The organism is Mucilaginibacter metallidurans (assembly GCF_003286435.2).
GTDB classification, from domain to species: Bacteria; Bacteroidota; Bacteroidia; order Sphingobacteriales; family Sphingobacteriaceae; genus Mucilaginibacter; species Mucilaginibacter gossypii.
The window spans coordinates 2,046,480-2,065,464 of record NZ_CP043449.1 but is presented as its reverse complement, the minus strand read 5'-3'; the positions used below and the strand labels follow the sequence as shown (position 1 = coordinate 2,065,464).

The 18,985-nt window shown below is 41.9% G+C and carries 12 protein-coding genes; 6 read left to right on the top strand and 6 right to left on the bottom strand.

Features of this window, described 5'->3' with window-relative positions; genetic code table 11:
• Positions 1-13: 13 nt before the first annotated feature.
• The 4 genes from DIU38_RS08900 to DIU38_RS08885 form a co-directional block, all read right to left on the bottom strand.
• A complete protein-coding gene (locus tag DIU38_RS08900) occupies positions 14-1,507 on the bottom strand; it encodes a RagB/SusD family nutrient uptake outer membrane protein (protein ID WP_112653654.1) in 1,494 nt (497 codons plus the stop codon).
• A 9-nt stretch (positions 1,508-1,516) separates the two neighbouring features.
• Entirely contained in the window at positions 1,517-4,948 is a 3,432-nt protein-coding gene (locus DIU38_RS08895) for a SusC/RagA family TonB-linked outer membrane protein (protein WP_112653655.1), read from the bottom strand.
• Between the two features lie 222 nt (positions 4,949-5,170).
• Positions 5,171-6,337, bottom strand: coding sequence for a FecR family protein (locus tag DIU38_RS08890; RefSeq protein ID WP_112653656.1), 1,167 nt, complete (start codon positions 6,335-6,337; stop codon positions 5,171-5,173).
• A 177-nt stretch (positions 6,338-6,514) separates the two neighbouring features.
• A complete protein-coding gene (locus tag DIU38_RS08885; protein ID WP_112653657.1) occupies positions 6,515-7,093 on the bottom strand; it encodes an RNA polymerase sigma factor in 579 nt (192 codons plus the stop codon).
• A gap of 353 nt (positions 7,094-7,446) precedes the next feature.
• Between DIU38_RS08885 and DIU38_RS08880 the strand changes: the two genes are divergently transcribed.
• Positions 7,447-7,806: a DUF1304 domain-containing protein gene (locus tag DIU38_RS08880; RefSeq protein WP_091164385.1), complete on the top strand. Its 360-nt coding sequence runs from the start codon at positions 7,447-7,449 to the stop codon at positions 7,804-7,806.
• 218 nt (positions 7,807-8,024) lie between these two features.
• On the opposite strand, the gene glgP is transcribed toward DIU38_RS08880, so the two are convergent.
• Positions 8,025-9,689 (bottom strand): alpha-glucan family phosphorylase, encoded by a 1,665-nt coding sequence (gene glgP, locus DIU38_RS08875; RefSeq protein WP_112653658.1) that lies wholly within the window; start codon positions 9,687-9,689, stop codon positions 8,025-8,027.
• 587 nt (positions 9,690-10,276) lie between these two features.
• Here glgP and DIU38_RS08870 point away from each other — a divergent pair.
• The 5 genes from DIU38_RS08870 to DIU38_RS08850 all read left to right on the top strand — a co-directional run bounded on the left by DIU38_RS08870 (position 10,277) and on the right by DIU38_RS08850 (position 17,399).
• Positions 10,277-10,663: a DUF302 domain-containing protein gene (locus tag DIU38_RS08870; protein ID WP_112653660.1), complete on the top strand. Its 387-nt coding sequence runs from the start codon at positions 10,277-10,279 to the stop codon at positions 10,661-10,663.
• 344 nt (positions 10,664-11,007) lie between these two features.
• Positions 11,008-11,391 (top strand): hypothetical protein, encoded by a 384-nt coding sequence (locus DIU38_RS08865; RefSeq protein ID WP_112653661.1) that lies wholly within the window; start codon positions 11,008-11,010, stop codon positions 11,389-11,391.
• A gap of 93 nt (positions 11,392-11,484) precedes the next feature.
• A complete protein-coding gene (locus DIU38_RS08860; protein ID WP_112653662.1) occupies positions 11,485-15,837 on the top strand; it encodes a CusA/CzcA family heavy metal efflux RND transporter in 4,353 nt (1,450 codons plus the stop codon).
• Between the two features lie 10 nt (positions 15,838-15,847).
• On the top strand, positions 15,848-16,981 hold the full coding sequence (locus DIU38_RS08855) for an efflux RND transporter periplasmic adaptor subunit (RefSeq protein WP_112653777.1): 1,134 nt from the start codon (positions 15,848-15,850) through the stop codon (positions 16,979-16,981).
• 34 nt (positions 16,982-17,015) lie between these two features.
• Positions 17,016-17,399: a hypothetical protein gene (locus tag DIU38_RS08850; protein WP_091164374.1), complete on the top strand. Its 384-nt coding sequence runs from the start codon at positions 17,016-17,018 to the stop codon at positions 17,397-17,399.
• 309 nt (positions 17,400-17,708) lie between these two features.
• Here the strand turns inward: DIU38_RS08850 and DIU38_RS08845 are convergent, their stop codons facing one another.
• Positions 17,709-18,755, bottom strand: coding sequence for a response regulator (locus DIU38_RS08845; protein WP_112653663.1), 1,047 nt, complete (start codon positions 18,753-18,755; stop codon positions 17,709-17,711).
• Positions 18,756-18,985 lie beyond the last annotated feature (230 nt).

The following is an 18,985-nucleotide window of genomic DNA, read 5'->3' as shown; positions in this document are numbered from 1 at the left end:
AAATGGTATGGGATCAATTATTGTAAGCTTTTTCGTCGTCGGGAACCGGGAACACGTAAATACTGTTTGATGCCGGATAGATCTGGCCATTGGCCGCTACTATATCAAGGTTCAGGCGCTTATACATATAAAATATCTGGCTCTCTCCATAAAATTCTTTACGGGCTTCTTTAACCAGCTCATTCATAAATGCTGATCTGCCTAAAGTAGCGGGCAACAGATCAATAATACCGCGGTGCGTACGGACGGTATTTAAGTACTCTATTGCCTTGGTCGGGTTGCTATCATAAATAGCCTCAGCAGCTATGTAATATGCTTCTGTTAAACGAAAACCCGGGGCCATCAGCGGGTGCAGATTTTTTAGCGGCGAACTGTTCACCAAATATTTAACCAAGTAGCTGCGGTTTGGGGTTACATCTGTGGCTGTAAAAAACCATTGCCTGTAGCGCCAGTCTTCGGCACCCACTGTATTCTTTTCATAAATGTTATCTAACTGCATCGGTGTTGGCTGATACTGTGCAATGTTGGCCGCGCTGAACAAGGTGACGAGTGCATTGTCGTCATTAGCCTGGGGAGCGTACCAGCCAAATACCAACTCGTTGTAAAACACCCTGTCTTTTTGCTCAACGTTATTGTTAAAAGCGTCGTCCTTTTGTGTCCAGGGAAATTTGTTGGCGTTTATTACGTCGGTAGCGTTAGAGAGGGCATTTTGATAATCATTTTTATACAGGTAAACCCTTGCAAGTTCACCGCACACTGCATAATAATTAAGCCTGTGCCTACGGTTTTGCAAAAACAAGCTGCTAACCATTGTTTCCGTTTGCTTAGGGCCAACATAGCCGTCGGGATAGGTTTTATTAGGATATCCGACAATGTAAGCGGGTGAAAGAATTGGATCAGTAGTACTTAGCAGCGCACGTGCATTACGCAGATCAACGATGGCGTTGTTAATTACCTCACCTACTGATGAAAACGGTGTGCTTTTAATACTTACAGTAGTTACATAAGGTATGCCTTTAGCATTTGGGTTAGATTTATACGAAGCCCCAAACATGCGTAAAAGATCAAAATGCAGGTACGCGCGCAGGGCAAGTGCCTCGCCTTTAATGATGGCATAGTTATTACCTGAAAATACGGCCTTTTGCTTATCTATTACCTGCAGTATCTCATTGCAGTTGCCGATGGCATTGTATACCGACGACCAGATCTGGCTATTTTTATCTTTTAAAATGTTTTGGCTATACTGAAAAGAAGCGATCTTCTGAAAATCGGTATTGGAGAACGTATAGTTCTGCGCCATGATATCCAGGTTGCTGAACGTAAGGTTTCCTGCATACAGGTCTGCCTTTGTGCACCTGGAATAAACACCATTTAAAGCCTCTTCAAAACCATCTTCGGTATTAAACAACTGCTCTTTATCTACATCAGATTCCGGCTGTACATCCAAAAACTTTTTACATGATGTAAACATCAGCAAGGGGATTATAAAAATTAAATATCTTTTCATGGTTATGTGTTAAAATGAACCCAATAATGAAAATGTTAAGCTGCGGGCGAAGGGATAATAGATACCCCGTTCTGCCTGAATAGTTGAAGCCCTGAAAATATCGTTCGCTGTGGCTGCCAGCCTCAGATTTTGAAGTCCTAAACGGCGAATGGCATTTGGCTTAAAATCATATGACAGGTAAAGCGACTGCAGTTCGATCAGGTTATCTTTTTGTATAAACCGTGATGATACATAGGTGTCGGTGAGGTCGGTAATGTTTTTGAAAAACGTGTGGTCGCCAGGTTGTTTCCACCTTTGCTCCAGTACGCGGCTATCTACGTTAAAGCGAGGGTCGGCATTTTCAACCCTGTCAATAAGGGTTTGGTTAAAGGCCTGCCCGCCAAAACGGTAATGGAAGCTAAAGCTTAGCATAAACCTTTTGTATGATACCGTGCTGCCAAAAAATCCTTCGGCTTTTGGCGTAGTATTACCTACATCCTGCACATCCTTAACATCCCATATATAAGTTAGGGTTCCATCTTTTTTCACCAGGATCTCCTTGCCGTTTTCAGGATCAATACCCAATGACTTAACTGCATAAATGGTATTCAATGATTTGCCTTCAACATACCGGGTTAGCGGCGTTGAAAAAGCGTTGTTGTCCTTGTTGGTTTGGAAGTTATCTATATTGCTGTTAAATGCCTTCAAGGCATCAGATATCCTTACTATTTTGTTAACGTTGTGAGCAAGGTTACCCGTCAGGTTTATATTCCAGTCCGATGCGTGAAAAACCTGTGCTACAAGGTAAAGCTCATAACCTTTGTTTGACATATCGCCAAGGTTATCTTTATAAGTGCTGAAGCCCGTTGATGGCGCAAGGTTGATATCGGTGATCAACCCTTTGGTGAGCTTGTAGTAGTATCTTGGCGAGATGACTATCCTGTCTTTAAACAAACCGATGTCCATACCTACATCGGTTGTGCGGGTTTTTTGCCACTCCAGGTTGCTGTTACCATAGCCTAATATAGTAGCGCCAATACCTGTGGAATACCAGTGTTGTGTATCATACAGGTAGATTGAACGTGATTGGTACGCCGGGAAGCTGATAGAACCAAGGGTAGCAATACTTCCCTTAAGACGCAACTGGCTTATTACATTTGCCCCCCGGAAGAAGCTTTCCTTATGAATGTTCCAACCAATCCCAAGGGATCCGAACGGAGCGTAACGCCTGTCGGCGCCGAAAGCCGATGAACCATCAACCCTTACGGATGCATCTAACAGATATTTGTTTTGGAACGCATAGTTGCCCGAAAAGAAAGCGCCGGCCGTTCTTGACCTGGTTACATCGCCATAAGGGCCTGAGTTTTCTTTATAAATGCGGGCAAAACCTATATTGGTGAACCTGTCGTTTGAAAAACCCTGGGCCGAAAATGATTTAACATCAGCCTTTGAGGCTAAAATATTGGCACCTAACACAAGGTTGAAATAATGATCGCCCAGTTGCTTGTTATAGCCGATGGTTACGTTACCGTCGAGGTTAAGGCTGGCATTGGTACCATAATCGTAGGTTCCTTTGTTATTCGCCTGATCGGCGGCAAAATTGTAAAAAACACTGCTTAACGGTGATACATATTTATCAGATGTTGTGCCGGTTTTATTTACGCTCATTAATGCCCTCAAACGCAAACTTTTTGATAATTTATAATCGATTGAAAACGACTCCAGGATCTCCGTATATGCCAATTTATCAAAGCTGCTCAGGCTGGCTTCATATAAGGGATTAAATACATTTTCGGTAATGTATTGATCTTTTCCCTCACGAAAAGTATTTACACGCCAGTTGGCAAGTTCCTGCACCAATCTGCCTGTACTGTCCCTTATCGGGAAATATGGGTTGGCGTTTACATATGTCGAAAAATCGCCATATGGAGAATTGGCCTGATTAACCTGCGTAATGGTCAAATCATTCCTGATGATAAGTTTTGAGCTTGGATTATAGGTAAAATTTACACCGCCGCTGTACCGGGTATTATCCGAGCCTTTCATAACGCCAGGCTGTGTCTGGTAACGCAAATCGATACCATACCTGAATGACTGATCGCCGCCCTGCGCGTATACCGAATGTTTTTGCTGATAGGCATTTCGTAAAGGCTGCGACAACCAATAAGTATTAACACCGCTCGCTACATTTTTTAGGCGCGTGAACAACTGGGCATCAAGCTCGTCCTGTTTGGTATCACCACTTGTAGATGTCTTTGTATCATATAAACCAACAAGCTGCTCGTAAGCTACCTTTTGTTTTGCGTTAAGCACGTGATAGTCGGACAGATCGGGGCCATTGAAAGTAAGCTCATAATTGTATGATAACTGCAGCTTTCCTGCAACAGGCGCTTTGGTAGTGATCACCATTACACCGTTGGCTGCCCTTGAACCATAAACCGCGGTAGCTGCACCATCTTTCAATAAGGTAACCGATTCGATCCGGTTAATATCCAGGTCAACTACTTTTTGAAGCGATACTTCAAAGCCATCAAGGATAAAGGCCGGCAGGTTATAATTGCTTGAAAGGTTGTTACGGTCAAGTATTTTATCATTGATGGAAGGGATAGCTGTGGCGCCCCTTACGTTGATCTTTGGCAGCTTGTTTGGATCCGAACCGATAAAGTTATTATCAAGTACTTTAAACGACGGATCAAACGAGGCTATACTTTTGATCACGTTTTGCGGATTATTACGCTTCAGATCGGCACCACTTACTGTGATGGCGTTACCGGTATAATTATCTTTTTTAATAACCTGGTAACCGGTTACCACAATGTCTTTAATGTTATTAATATCAGGCAAAAGCCTCACTACAATCGATTGCCCTGCTACCACCTTAACTTCCGCCGATTTGTAGCCCATAAACGAGAATATTAATGTTTGCCCTGCATCTGCCTGTACATTAAACTCACCCTTATCATTGGTTTGGCCTATTACTCCCCTGCCCCCTTTAACGGCAATATTTACGCCCGGTAAGGTGGTTTTACTTACCGAATCCAACACACGGCCACTCACCGAAACCTTGTTGATAATAATCGGTTCCGGCCGCGGTTCGGGTATCTTATTTTGAATTACGATAGTTTTAGATACGATGGTAAAACTCAGGTCGAAGTTTTTAAGACAGGCGTTGAGCACGTCAACAAGCTGCGTGTCATGAAAATCGGCATCAACTGTTTTGCCTTTTATATTCACTTTTTCGCTGTAAAAAAACAAATAGCCTGTTTGTTGTTTTATATCCTTAAAAACCGATTCGAGGCTCTTATTTTTACCGGATATGGTTACCGTTTGAGAATAACTTGCAGCCGATAAGTGCAACACGCCAACAAGCAACAGTATAGTGGTGAGTTTCAATACTAATAAGAATTTGCACTTTACCCCCCGTATTGCGCATACGGCGTTGTAAAGAAAAGTTAATTTCATATTTTTGAATAAGATTGGGTTAATAAAATGCAGCCCATGGCTTCAACATCTTGTGCTGCCTGACCTATTTTAAACCGGAAGCGGTGAGAGGCTTCCGGTTAATTTTTGGTCTGTTGATATGAGATTGGTCTGAGATTTATCGTAGTTGTTTATCCATTAAGTTTTGTTTTAGTGATTAGCATTAGTTTGTTTAGTTGTTAGTATAAAGTTTAAGGTTAAATATTATTTACTGTAGGATACCTTTACTGTTTTGCCCTCCACCGCAAATTTCATGTTGTTAAGTTCCAGGATCCTGAAAACGTCGGTTAGTTTACTGTTCCTTGAAATTTCGCCGAAAAATTTCTCTGTTGGCATATCGCCTTCATAAACCACATCAATATCATACCAGCGGCTTACCTGGCGCATAACCTCGCGGATATCCTCATCTGCAAATGAAAATACACCGTTTTTCCAGGCTACTTCTTTGTCAAGGTTCACTTGTTGTTTACTAATAGCACCGTTACCTGTACGGCTTATTACCGCCTGCTCACCGGGAACAATAAGTATTGAGTTTGTTGCTGATGTTACCTTTACCGAACCCTCCAACAGCGTAGTTTTAACAAAACCCTCATCGCCGTAAGCATTGATATTAAAATGCGTACCGAGCACTTCGATAGTTTGCAACGCCGATTTTACCCTGAATGGCATTGCTTTATTTTTTGTTACTTCAAAGTAGCCTTCGCCATTGAGTGTTACTTCACGTTCCGGCCCCTTAAACACGGTTGGATAAGTTATTGACGATGCCGCGTTAAGCCACGCGTTAGTGCCGTCGGGCAGGATGATCTTGTACTGCCCGCCGTTAGGTGTGGTAACTGTGTTTTGAACAGCTTGATTCTGCCCGGTTGCTTCGGCCTGGTAAACGATCTGCCCATCGGCCGTTTTGGTAATTTTTACCCCGGCCTGTTTAGCTATTTGTCCGTTGGCAGCATCATCAAGCGATATGGTTGTGCCATTGGCCAAAGTAAGCGTAGCTTTGTTGGTACCAGGCACTATCCCTTTGTAAGAGTTTGCGGCCAAATTATCGGCCTTATACCGGTTACGAATAAAAAAATAAGCACCAACCGAAATAAACAACAGAATTGAAGCGGCCACGGCATATCTGGTCCAACCCGATCTTAAAGGCATGGTAACCGGCTTTTTTTTGTATTGCGCTATCCTCCCATCAACCTTTGCTTTAATAGCATCTTTCAGATACAGGTAGTCGGCCTCATTTTCATCAGTAATGAGGTCATCGTTCAAATCAAACAGGTTATAGTACGATTCCAGGAATTTAATTTCTTCCTGAGTAGCCTCGCCCCGTTTGTATTTTGTTAGTATTTGTATAAAATATTGCTTGTTCGCCTCGTCCATTTACATCCTTTATATATACATGAGTCGGCAAAATGAAAATAGCCCATGTTAATTGAAAATATTTTTAATGTTTTATTTAAAAATAATGCAGGTTTAAAATCAAAATGATAAAATATCATCAACCAATCATCATAATTGATAAAAATAGGGCATCTTCATTAAAGAAAAAACGTTTTATCAACCTTGTTGATAAAAATAAAGCAATACATGAAGTAAGAAAAGTGATTTACGAAGTGTTGCAAGGGCCTTCCCCATTTGGTTACGAACAGTTTTAGGGGAGATTTCCAGTTGGTCGGCAATTTGCTGACTTGAGAGGCCTTCATAAAAGCGCAAATTGAATATGATACGCTGTTGAGTTGGCAAGGTATCAATAAGCTCATTGAAAGCTTTCAAAAATTCGTCATGAAGCACATTAGCATCGGCGCGGCCAAGATGGCTTTCAATTTCATGGACGGTGTCGGGTAAGGCCGCATAGCGCGATTCCTTTTCCATATATTTAAAAACGCCATTGCGAGCGGCAATCAATAAATAAGCAGGCAGGTTTTCAATCGGCGATTTTGACGCACGCACCCATAACTGCACAAATACGTCCTGAGCAATATCCTGAGCGCGTTCTATATCGTTAACCCGTTTGTATGCTGCGTTATAAACCTGTTTCCAATATTTGGTATATAACACATCAAAGGCAGGTTTGCTGCCTTCGCTAATAAGTTTCAGAAGTTTGGCATCGTCGTCTGACAAGTCAAGAGGGGCCATGCGTTATTTTAATTTCCTATATTGATCAGGTTAATTACACAAACATCATGGTGTTTTAATGCTCATTGTATATGTGTCAAATCCAAATATAGAAATTATCTGGCAAAATAAAGTCTTATAAACGGGTTTAACCCCGATGGCAGAGAATTATCAGCTTAGGATGGCAAGAATGCTCCGATTAGCCTTAATCTGATGGCCGCTTTCTTAATTATTGTAATTTACACGGTTATTCATTTGTATTTGAATGCCCCCTACAGAATAAGTTTAAGGTTTAAGGCTTAATGGCGTAACAGAATCCCGGTACAATATATCCTATAACATTTACTAAATTTATACTTAAGACATCAAAATCTATGGATCTTATTATCAAAGTACTCATCGGCCTGGTAGCCTTTATCCATTGTTATATATTATGGTTGGAAATGTTTGCCTGGACAACCCGCGGCCCCAAGGCATTCAACAAATCATTGCAGGAACTGGAAAACAGCAAAGTTTTAGCGGCTAACCAGGGTTTATACAACGGATTTTTAGCAGCAGGTCTGATCTGGACATTTTTTATCAGCGACGCACAATGGCATAACTATGTGGCCCTGTTTTTCCTGAGTTGTGTTGCCGTAGCTGGTATTTACGGGGCACTCACAGTAACCAAAAAGATCTTCTATATACAGGCTGTACCTGCAATACTGGTCATTGTATTAATCATGATGAGGTGAGCGCATTTATCAACCTTACGCAATCTTTTATCCGGGCCACAATGGAAAAAACTATGAAGGGATTGGTCTCGCTATAGCCGGTTACAACAAACAATTCACGGTTTCGATTGCTGCCTGGATAAACACCAACAACGTGTCGAAATTACGACGTAGCATCAGTCCCGAGGTTTTTGATCCTACTGCTCAAAAGGTTATGGGAAGCAGTGAAGAAGCCCATATTAACAAATATCAGTACCGTTAGTATAAAGCTGTTTATAATACTCTTTTGCCATCCGGTTACTGTCAAAGTGAGGGAATATATCCTGCATGCTGTGCCTAATTATTTCAATCCATTTATCCGGATGATCATAATAAAGGGGAATGACTGTTTTTTGCAGCAAATTGTACAAGTTATGCGCATCGGTTTCATCCTGTTGAAATTTATGTTCACTAATTTCAGTATTTGGTATAACAAAACCGTTCACGCCATCCACAACAAATTCCGGAAACCAGCCATCAGGAATCGAAACATTAATACATCCGTTCATTGCAGCCGACATCCCGCTCGTACCTGAAGCTTCGTGGGTCAGCCGCGGCGTGTTGAGCCAGACATCTGCCCCTTGTTTAAGCAGTCGTGATAAACGCAATTCATACCCTACTAAAATCGCGCAGTTAGGGTAATACTTACATAAGTTTACGATCTTATCAAAACTGGCTATCGCATCATAATCCATTGGATAAGGCTTTCCTGCCCATATCATTTGGATCGGCATTTTATTGTTAGTTAGCAGTTGGTGAAAAAAGTCCATATCATGCAATAGCAATTCCGGCCTTTTGTACCCGGCAAACCTTTTCGCAAAAACAATGGTGAGCACTTCAGGATCGAGTAGAACGCCGCATTGGTCCGCTACCTCGTCAAAAAGTGCACGCTTACCTGCCTTTTTCTTTTCCACCAGCTTTTGAATCTGATTAGTTTCCAATGCCGCATACATTTCCTTGTCTGCCCAATAAGAATAGCTCTGGGCATTGGTTATAGAAGTAAGTTCACAAATGCCGTTATTTCCATTCCATATTCCCTGTAGTGTGTTTAAATGCATTTTTGACACAGCATTGGCTTTGCCGGAGAACCTAAACGCAGTTAAGGTATGATCCATAACGTCGCCCTGACAACCCGCTATTTCCTTTACCTCATCTATCGGAATATCCCCCCAAAAACCCATTTTATTAAGCAGAAACAAATCAGACCGTTGGTTGCCGCCAGGTTCGGGTGTATGGTTAGTGAAAACCAGTCTTCTTTTTACTTCCTCAACGGATTGATATTTTTTATATAAATAAAATGCGATGGGTAAGGCATGTGATTCGTTCAGGTGATAAATATCCGGTTGGAAATTGATTGCTTCTAATAAGCGTGCCCCGCCTTCGCCCAGCAATATCGCAGCAGCAGTCCCCGTTTCAGGATTACTGTCATAAAGCTTATGTGAAATGGTTTTAGCCAGGTAGTCATTCTCCGGCAGATCTGTTGTCAGGAAAAATATAGGAGCTGTTTTAAAAATTTCAGGCTTCAGGTAAAATGCTGTAACCCAAACATCATGGCCGGATACCTTGATAGTAAATTTAATGCCGGTATCAATGAGGAAGTGATATATTTTTTCCTGGAAGAGTACCTCCATGGTTTCATCGCCCTTTCTTCCCTGGTTATAATACCCATATTTCCACAAGATTCCGATACCTATAACGTCCTGCCTGAGTTCATAGGCGCTCCTCATGAAAGAGCCTGCAAGATAGCCGAGGCCACCTGAGTAGGTTTTAAGGGGCTGATGGACGGCATATTCCATGCAAAGATAAGCGACCGGCGTTTTGTATTCCGGGTTTATTGGGTAAGGATGCTGAAAGGAGAAGTTCATATGATTTTAAAAAAAAAGATCCGTAGCTATTTTAAAACTGACGAGTATATTAGTATTGCAGACTATTTTAAGTTCTGTTTTTCACAAGTTCTGATGAATGTTTTTTCAAATGTTGGTGTTTCTCTGCTAACCGGGAATGATACGGATCAGGGTAATATATGACAGTACGCACAAAACACTCAAAATCAAACGATGGATTAACAGCCAAATTTGAAACCTGCCCGCAATTGACTTTAATAAGTGACCTCACTCCTACATCCTTTAAAACAGAAAGCTGCTTTTGATACTTCCGTTTACAACAATTCTTTCACAATGATACCCTTCCATGTCAGCACTTTTCGTCATTCCACCATTTTCCAGTCTTGGGTTTTGGTTTCTTTAGGGTTTAAAATTGGCCAGCAAAGGCAGGAAAATCAGGCATTAAAAACAATGAAATCAGCTTTATTCAAACTCAATTCACCTCCGCAGCCAATGATTTGCCACCGATGATTTACATCAATCTCATAAATGAGCTAAGTCATTTATTTTGAGTCATTAAACCAAGAAATTTAAAGGCATAAAAAGTGTAGTAATAAATCCACAAAAAAATGAAATACTATTTCAACAAGAAAATAACCGGAAGTTTTGAGGAAGCTATTCAACGGGTTACGAGCGCCTTAAACAACGAAGGGTTTGGCCTATTAACGGAGATTGACATAACGGCGACATTAAAGAAAAAGCTGGGTGTAGATTTTTACAACTATAAAATATTGGGTGCATGTAACCCGTCATTTGCTTACAATGCCCTATTAGCCGAAGATAAGATCGGTACCATGCTGCCCTGTAATATAATTGTACAGGAAAAAAAACCTGGCAAAGTGGAAGTATCCGCCATAAATCCGGCAGCATCCATGAAGCTCATACTAAACAAAGATTTACATAGGATCGCAACTGAAGTTAAAGACAAACTAAAAAAGGTTATCAAGGAACTATGAATTATGCACCTTCAATACAGGGATATATCATTAATACACGTCATCATTAGGCATGCTTCGCAGGCAATCCCAATGACCGCTAAATGAGATATAATTCCCACGAGTGACAAAGAAATCGCCCGGTATGACAGTTATTTTTTTAGCGGGCTTCAGTATATGAAGAAATACAGCCTGGTATCGTATTGGAACCGAAGGCTGAATATGAAAAAAGGACCAAATGCGGCTGTGAAGACCTCCGGACCTCATTTTGAGCCGATCGCGCATGTTAATAAATGATTAAAACTAAATAATCATATGATCTGCGTCAAAAACGATTGTTTATTAATTGTTACTTTTGTATAGTTTTGAAAAAGTTCACGGCCATATTGCTTTTAACAACCTTCCTGTTCTCAACAACAGAACTCCACCAGTTGCTGAAATTGCCTGTGTTTTTTGAACACTTTGCCGAACACAGGAAGGAAAACAAGAGCATTTCAATCCTGCAATTTCTGGATATGCATTACATGCATGGCAACCCGAAAGATAAAGACTACAGGGAGGACATGAAGCTGCCATTCAAAACAGCAGATAATTGCACAGCGACGATATCACCGGTGCTGGTTCCTCAATTATTCCAGCCACTCGTCCCCCCCCTGGCATTCTCAACGAAAACGAAATTACATGCCTTCCATCAGTGGTTTAACCACTCTACTTATTTATCCAGCATCTGGCAGCCGCCAAAATACTAATTAGCGGTCGTTTCTATGTTGTTTGCAGCGCTTAGCCTGGCTATTCCTGCTATGCGCTGCTTTTTGAATTACTAATTTTCAAGATCTTATTTTATGTTAAATCATATTATCGCTTTTTCCGTAAGGAATAAGCTGATCATAGGGCTTTTTATTATCGCCCTGATTGGTTATGGCAGCTACCAATTTACCAGGTTGCCTATTGATGCCGTACCCGATATTACCAACAACCAGGTACAGGTTATTACCATCGCCCCATCATTCGGAGCTACAGATATCGAACGTTTGGTTACCTATCCAATAGAGCAGGCGAACAGCAATATTTCGGGCTTAAAAGAGATCCGAAGCTTTTCCAGGTTTGGCCTGTCGCTGGTTACCATTGTTTTTGACGACGCTACAGATGTTTACTGGGCGAGGCAGCAGGTTGCCGAACGTTTGCAGAAAGTACAAAGCCAGATACCTGCCGGTATCGGTACACCCGAGCTTGGCCCGGTAAGCACCGGGCTGGGCGAAATTTACCAATATGTAGTGCGCCCTAAAAAGGGCTATGCCGATAGGTATAACGAAACCGAACTCCGTACTATACAGGACTGGATAGTACGCCGCCAGTTACTCGGTGTCAAAGGCGTAGCCGAAGTGAGCAGCTTTGGCGGGAAGCTTAAACAGTATTCTATTGAAGTTGATCCTAATAAACTGCTTTCCCATAATATTACCATAACCGATGTTTTTAAGGCCCTGGAAAGTAACAACGAGAACACCGGCGGCGCTTATATTGAAAAAGGCCCAACGGTGGTGTATATCCGTAGCCAGGGACTGATTGGCAATATGGAAGATATCAATAATACGGTAATTAAAAATACGGCCGATGGCTCGCCGCTTTTTATTAAAGACGTGGCCGATGTTAAAATAGGCTATGCTACCCGTTATGGTGCGATGTGCTATAACGACGAAGGCGAAGTTGCGGGAGCGGTTGTCATGATGCTGAAAGGTGCCAACAGCAGCGAGGTGATTAAAAACGTAAAGGAACGTATAGCACAAATCCAGAAAACTATGCCGGAAGGCGTTGAGATTGAACCTTTCCTTGACCGTACCAAAATGGTGAACAACGCCATCGGTACTGTGGAACGCAACCTGTTGGAGGGGGCACTCATTGTGGTATTTGTACTGGTATTATTCCTTGGCAATTTCAGGGCAGGTTTACTCGTTGCCTCTGTGATCCCGTTGTCGATGCTGTTTGCCATTATTATGATGAACCTTTTTGGTGTAAGCGGCAACCTAATGAGCCTTGGTGCGCTTGATTTCGGTTTGATCGTTGATGGGGCCGTAATTATTGTAGAAGCCGTAATGCATACCCTTAGCCATAGCAAACATTTTACATTAACTGACAAGATTGGGCAGAAAGAAATGGATCAGGAAGTGAACAGTTCTGCCAGCAAAATGATGAACAGCGCTGTTTTTGGTCAGATCATTATATTAGTAGTATACCTGCCGATCTTCACTTTGCAGGGAATCGAGGGTAAAATGTTTAAGCCTATGGCGCAAACCGTAGCATTTGCGCTGTTGGGCGCTTTTATTTTATCACTCACTTACATCCCTATGATGAGCGCCGTCTTCCTGAGTAAGAAGATCAAGCACAAGCCCAATTTTTCGGATAGGTTAATGGCGAAGGTTGAAAGAACCTATCAAAAAACATTAAGCGGGGTAATTGCATTTCCCAAAGCTGCATTATTAACTATTATCGGTCTGTTTATATTTTCAGCCTATATTTTAACCACACTGGGCGGTGAGTTTATACCTGCACTGGAAGAGGGTGATTTTGCGGTTGATACACGGGTGCTAACCGGCAGTAGCCTGAATACTACTATTACCAATACCCAAAAGGCCGCCCACATCTTAAAAAGCCAATTCCCCGAAGTTGAAAAGGTGGTGACCAAAATAGGCAGCGGCGAAGTGCCGACCGATCCTATGCCGATGGATGCAAGCGATATGATGGTGATCCTAAAACCCAAGAACGAGTGGACATCGGCTAAAACCTTTAATGAATTGTCTGAAAAAATGGGTAAGGCCTTACAAGCGGTTCCGGGTGTTACCGCAGGCTTTCAGTACCCGGTTCAGATGCGTTTTAACGAACTGATGACCGGTGCACGTCAGGACGTGGTTTGTAAAATATTCGGCGAAGACCTGGATACCCTCGCTGCTTATGCGAATAAGCTGGGTAAAATCATCAATACCGTTGATGGCGCTAAAAACCTGTTTGTGGAAGCAGTTGCCGGCATGCCGCAGATTATCATTAATTATAACCGCAATGCCATAGCACAATACAACCTCAATATCGCCGATATTAACAAGGTGGTTAACACCGCACTCGCCGGACAAAGCACCGGAACCCTGTTTGAAGGTGAAAAGCGCTTTGAAGTAGTGGTCAGAATAAGCAGCGAACAAAAAAAAGACTTGAAGGATATTCAAAATTTACTCATCCCGACACCGCGGGGTACACAGATCCCTTTATATCAGCTGGCCGATGTACAAATCAAGGATGGCCCCAACCAAATACAGCGCGAGGATGCCAAACGCCGTATCGTAGTTGGCTTTAATGTGCGCGGCCGGGACGTACAAACAATCGTAAACGAGCTGCAGGCCAAGGTAGATAAACAACTTAAATTCCCGGCGGGGTATTATGTAACCTATGGTGGTGCCTTTGAAAACCTGAATGCTGCCAAACAGCGCCTGATGATAGCCGTGCCGGTTTCGTTACTGCTTATTTTCTTACTACTCTATTTTGCTTTCAACTCCATTAAGCACGGATTATTGATTTACTCCGCAATTCCATTGTCAGCTATCGGGGGCATCCTGTTCCTTGCTTTGCGCGGTATGCCTTTCAGCATCAGCGCAGGTGTTGGCTTTATCGCTCTGTTTGGCGTGGCCGTGCTCAACGGTATTGTATTGATATCGGAATTTAACCGGTTAAAAAAAGAAGGTATGACCAATTTGAAACGTATTGTGTTATCAGGCACCAAGGTAAGGCTAAGGCCGGTACTGATGACAGCATTTGTGGCTTCCCTGGGTTTCTTTCCCATGGCTATCAGTAACGGTGCCGGTGCCGAAGTACAAAGGCCGTTAGCTACGGTAGTAATAGGTGGCTTGCTGATCGCCACTTTCCTCACCTTGTTTGTATTGCCCGTTTTATATATCATGTTTGAAAAAGGCTTTAAAACAGTGCTATCGAAGAAAACGGGCACTGTACTTTCCATCACTTTGCTGACTGTAATAAGCCAAACCTCGGGGGCGCAAACACCCATTACCCTTAAAGCCGCTATAGATACTGCTTTAAAAAACAACTTACAAGTTAAACATGAACAGTTAAAGTCGAAGTATCAGCAGGTACTTATCGGCACATCAGCCAATATTTCGCAGGCTACGCTGTTTGGGGAAGTTGGACAAATCAACAGCAGCTACAACGATACCAAATTCGGTATTACCCAGTCTTTCACCTTTCCGACTGTCTATAGCAGGCAGAAAGAGCTTTTGCAAGAAGACTGGAAAAACAGCATACTGAATATCGCGGTAAATGAGGTGCTGTTAAAAAAGCAGGTTAGCCAGGTTTTTAACACCCTGGTATATCTGGAAAACAAGCGGATGTTACTACAGCATGCCGATAGCCTGTATTTGAGCTTTTATAAAAAAGCCGAGTTGCGGCTGGCCAAAGGCGAAGCCAATATACTGGAGAAAACAAGTGCTGAAACATTATTGGGACAAGTGCAGATGCAGCTAAGCCAGTTAAAGGAAGATGTGGCCATCATACAACTGCAATTCCAGTTATTGCTTAATTCTACAGAGCCCTTAACACCAGATAAATCCGACTATAAATTAGCCGTTACATTGGCTTCAGACATATTGACCTTGAAAAACCACCCGGTAATAAAACTAATAGCTCAGCAGCAGCAAATTGCAGACGCTGCTATCCGCATGGAAAAGAGCAAACTTTTGCCTGATCTGGCCATAGGATATAACAATACCAGCATCAAGGGTATTGGTGCCGATAACAAGCTTTACAATAGCTCAAATCGGTTTAACTCAGTGCAATTGGGTATCGGCATACCTATTTTTGCCGGGGCGCAAAAGGCGCGGATCAACAGCGCGAGAGTAAACAAACAGATAGCCGAAAGTAGTTATGCTATGGAACTTCAAAGCATGACAACAGCTTATCAATCTGCCGTTTTTCAATACCACAAATACCTGCAAACGGTTCAGTATTTTGAAAGCAAGCCGTTAAAAAATGCCGCTTTAATAACCGTTACCGCCAACCAGCAAATTGCCGCCGGAAACATAAACTACCTGGAATGGACACAACTGATTAACCAGGCCACTACTATTAAAAATGATTACCTGGATGCTGTTCGCAACCTTAACGAGGCCATCATTCAACTCAACTATTTTTCAAACAACTAAAAATATGATCATGAAACCCATTATATATTTATCAGTCATCATTATTCTGCTATCTGCCTGCGGCGAAAAAAAACCGGCAACAGATAATACAGGTAAAGCAGAGAATACTAACATCGTAACCCTGACGGATGCGCAGCTAAAAAATGCATCGATACTTACAGGCAAGCTTGAGCAAAGGGAAATATCATCTGTGTTAAAACTCAATGGAAAAATCGATGTTCCGCCGCAAAATATGGTTTCCATTAGTGTCCCCCTTGGTGGGTATTTAAAATCAACCAAGTTGTTGCCGGGCATGCATGTGAATAAAGGTGAAGCCATAGCGATGATAGAGGACCAGCAATATATCCAGTTACAACAGGATTATCTCACAGCAAAGGCCCGGATAGGATACCTGGAAAATGAATATAACCGCCAAAAAGACCTTAACCAAAGCAAAGCGAGCAGTGACAAGGTTTTTCAGCAGGCCGAGGCCGAATACCGCAGCCAGCAAGTGTTAATTAGCTCATTAGCTGAGAAATTACAACTCATTGGTATCAACGTACGAACTATCAGCGCTTCAAAAATATCAAGGAGCGTAAATATATACTCTCCTATCACCGGCTTTGTATCTAAAGTAAATGTCAATATCGGCAAATACGTATCCCCGACGGAAGTGCTGTTCGAGTTGGTCAACCCAACAGATATCCACCTGGCGCTAAAAGTATATGAGAAGGATCTGGATAAATTATATATCGGTCAAAAACTGGTGGCCTATACCAACAACCAACCGGCAAAAAAACACGAAGCCGAGATATTACTGATTGGCCGTGATCTTTCTGCCGACAGGAACGCAGACGTGCATTGCCATTTTGAAACCTACGATAAAACACTGGTTCCGGGTACTTATATGAATGCAGAAGTACAAGTAAAAAATACTAAGGCATATGCCATAGCTAACGAAGCCATTGTTCAGTTTGAAGGTAAACAGTATATCTATAAAGTTATCGGGAACCGACAGTTTGAGATGACCGAGGTTAATATAGGCGAAAGTGAAAACGGCTTTACCGAAATACTGTTGCCCACAAAGGATATGACCGCGAACGCTGTTTTTGTAACCAAAGGTGCGTATTCATTATTAATGATGATGAAGAATAAGGCGGAATAAAATTAAATAAAGTTTAAACTAAGGCCTGTCAAATATGAAAACTAATATCACGATGAAATTAGTCATCTCAGTAGTCACCATCACTATATTATCATCATGCGAAAAAGCTATTGTATATAATGGGAATGTTAATGTTATGGTACAATACAACCAACAACCTGTGCCAGATATTCCTGTTTATTACTATGCCGGGATGCCTGAAAAAGACAACTCAGGCAACATTACATATCAAGGAATGCAGCTTTCCGCTATTGATGGAAGTGTAACTTTTAGGCAATTACCCCCTGGGCAATATCACTTTACAGCATCTGGTTTTTTGAATCCTGCCCATAAAGCAGTGGGAGCGGACACTGATATTACTGTGAGAAAGCGATACCGGGACGAAAGTAACTATCAAATACTACTCCCCCTTCGTTAAATTAAGTCCGGAAACAGAAAATGCCTCTTGGCATTTTCTGTTTCACTCGGCTGTTGTCGTAATAGAATAAATTGCTAAGCACTGCAGATTGCAGATCGATTTTTGCAGTTTGGCTTTTCTGGTGTAAAGAATTACATTATGTCCTGATCTGCGTATTTATTTGATTCAAGGACCGCAGTCATTAACTGGTTATTATAGTGATTAGATTGAGCGCACGTGCACCTTCAACTGCTTCGGTGTTCCGGACCAGCGAAACAAGGGACATCGGCATGTTGCGTTATCTGAGTGAGAAAAATATCCGAAAGTAGCTTAGTGTCTGGCTTTTGCAAAATTTATGGCATCCAATATCCGTATATGGCTGCCCTTTCTTTCAATTAAGCCTTCTTCTTTAAAATCGCTAAGTGTACGGCTAACGGTTTCTGTAGCCATACCAGCCATAGCTGCTAATTCATCACGCGATATTTTAAAATCATTATGATCCGGAAATTGCGACTGGAGGCGCAATAACACTTGTAACATTCGGTTTCGAACAGAAGAGTATGCAAATTGCAGCAATTGCTCTTCTTTTTCACGAATATTATTACATAAAATTCTCATAAATTGCTGACTAATATCCGGATATTGTGAAATCAGATCCATGATCATATCCTTGGGCAGGAGGCACACCACCGAATCATCTATCGCCTCAGCGGTGTCGACATGTTTGTCTGTGAATAACTCGTTAATCCCCACATATTCTTCCGCTTTGTAAAGCCCGGTCACTAATTCGCGGCCATCTTCAACAAGCTTAAACGTCTTGACAAAACCCTCCAATACCAAATAAATGCCTTCTGGATTATCGCCTTCATAGTACAAAATATGTTTCTTTTTAAGCTGCCTCACTTTTCGTTCGGCAATCAATCTTTTTAACTCATCGCTACCAAGAACATGTTCGGAAGCCAGGCGTTGTAAACTTGTCAGAGAGCGACTATAAAATGTCTTGAGGTTTTCCTGCTTCTGAAGACGGCAGTCGATTGCGTGCAGTAGTTCTTTATCGTCAAACGGTTTGGTCAAATAATCGTCAGCTCCCATAGCCATCCCTTTTCGCAGATCTGGTTTTCCGGTTTTAGCTGTTAAAAATATAAAAGGAATAGTTGCTGTGTAAGGGTTTTTATTCAGAATGTTCAGTACACCATATCCGTCAAGTTCAGGCATCATGATATCGCAGAGTATCAGATCCGGTCGCTGCCTGACGGCTGTCTTAACGCCGCTTTTTCCATTTTCGGCCGTGATTACTTTGTAACCGCTCATCGCGAGAATTTCAGCAGTACTCTCCCGAATATCGCTATTATCTTCAATGACAAGGATTGTCTTCATAATATTATAATCAATTTAACAAATGATTTATTAAATATTCTAATGCTTTTTCCTGGATAAGTAAAGACGCTCTGATGATATTATGTGATCTTCAACTTATTTGAACAATAAACTATTTCCAATAAACAGAGAACATGCAAAGCAGGAAAAAAAGAAAATTCGTTACTGCAACGTAATCAGCACCTGCATTTTTAACTATACCGATTTACCATTTTTAGCGCGGTACCGTC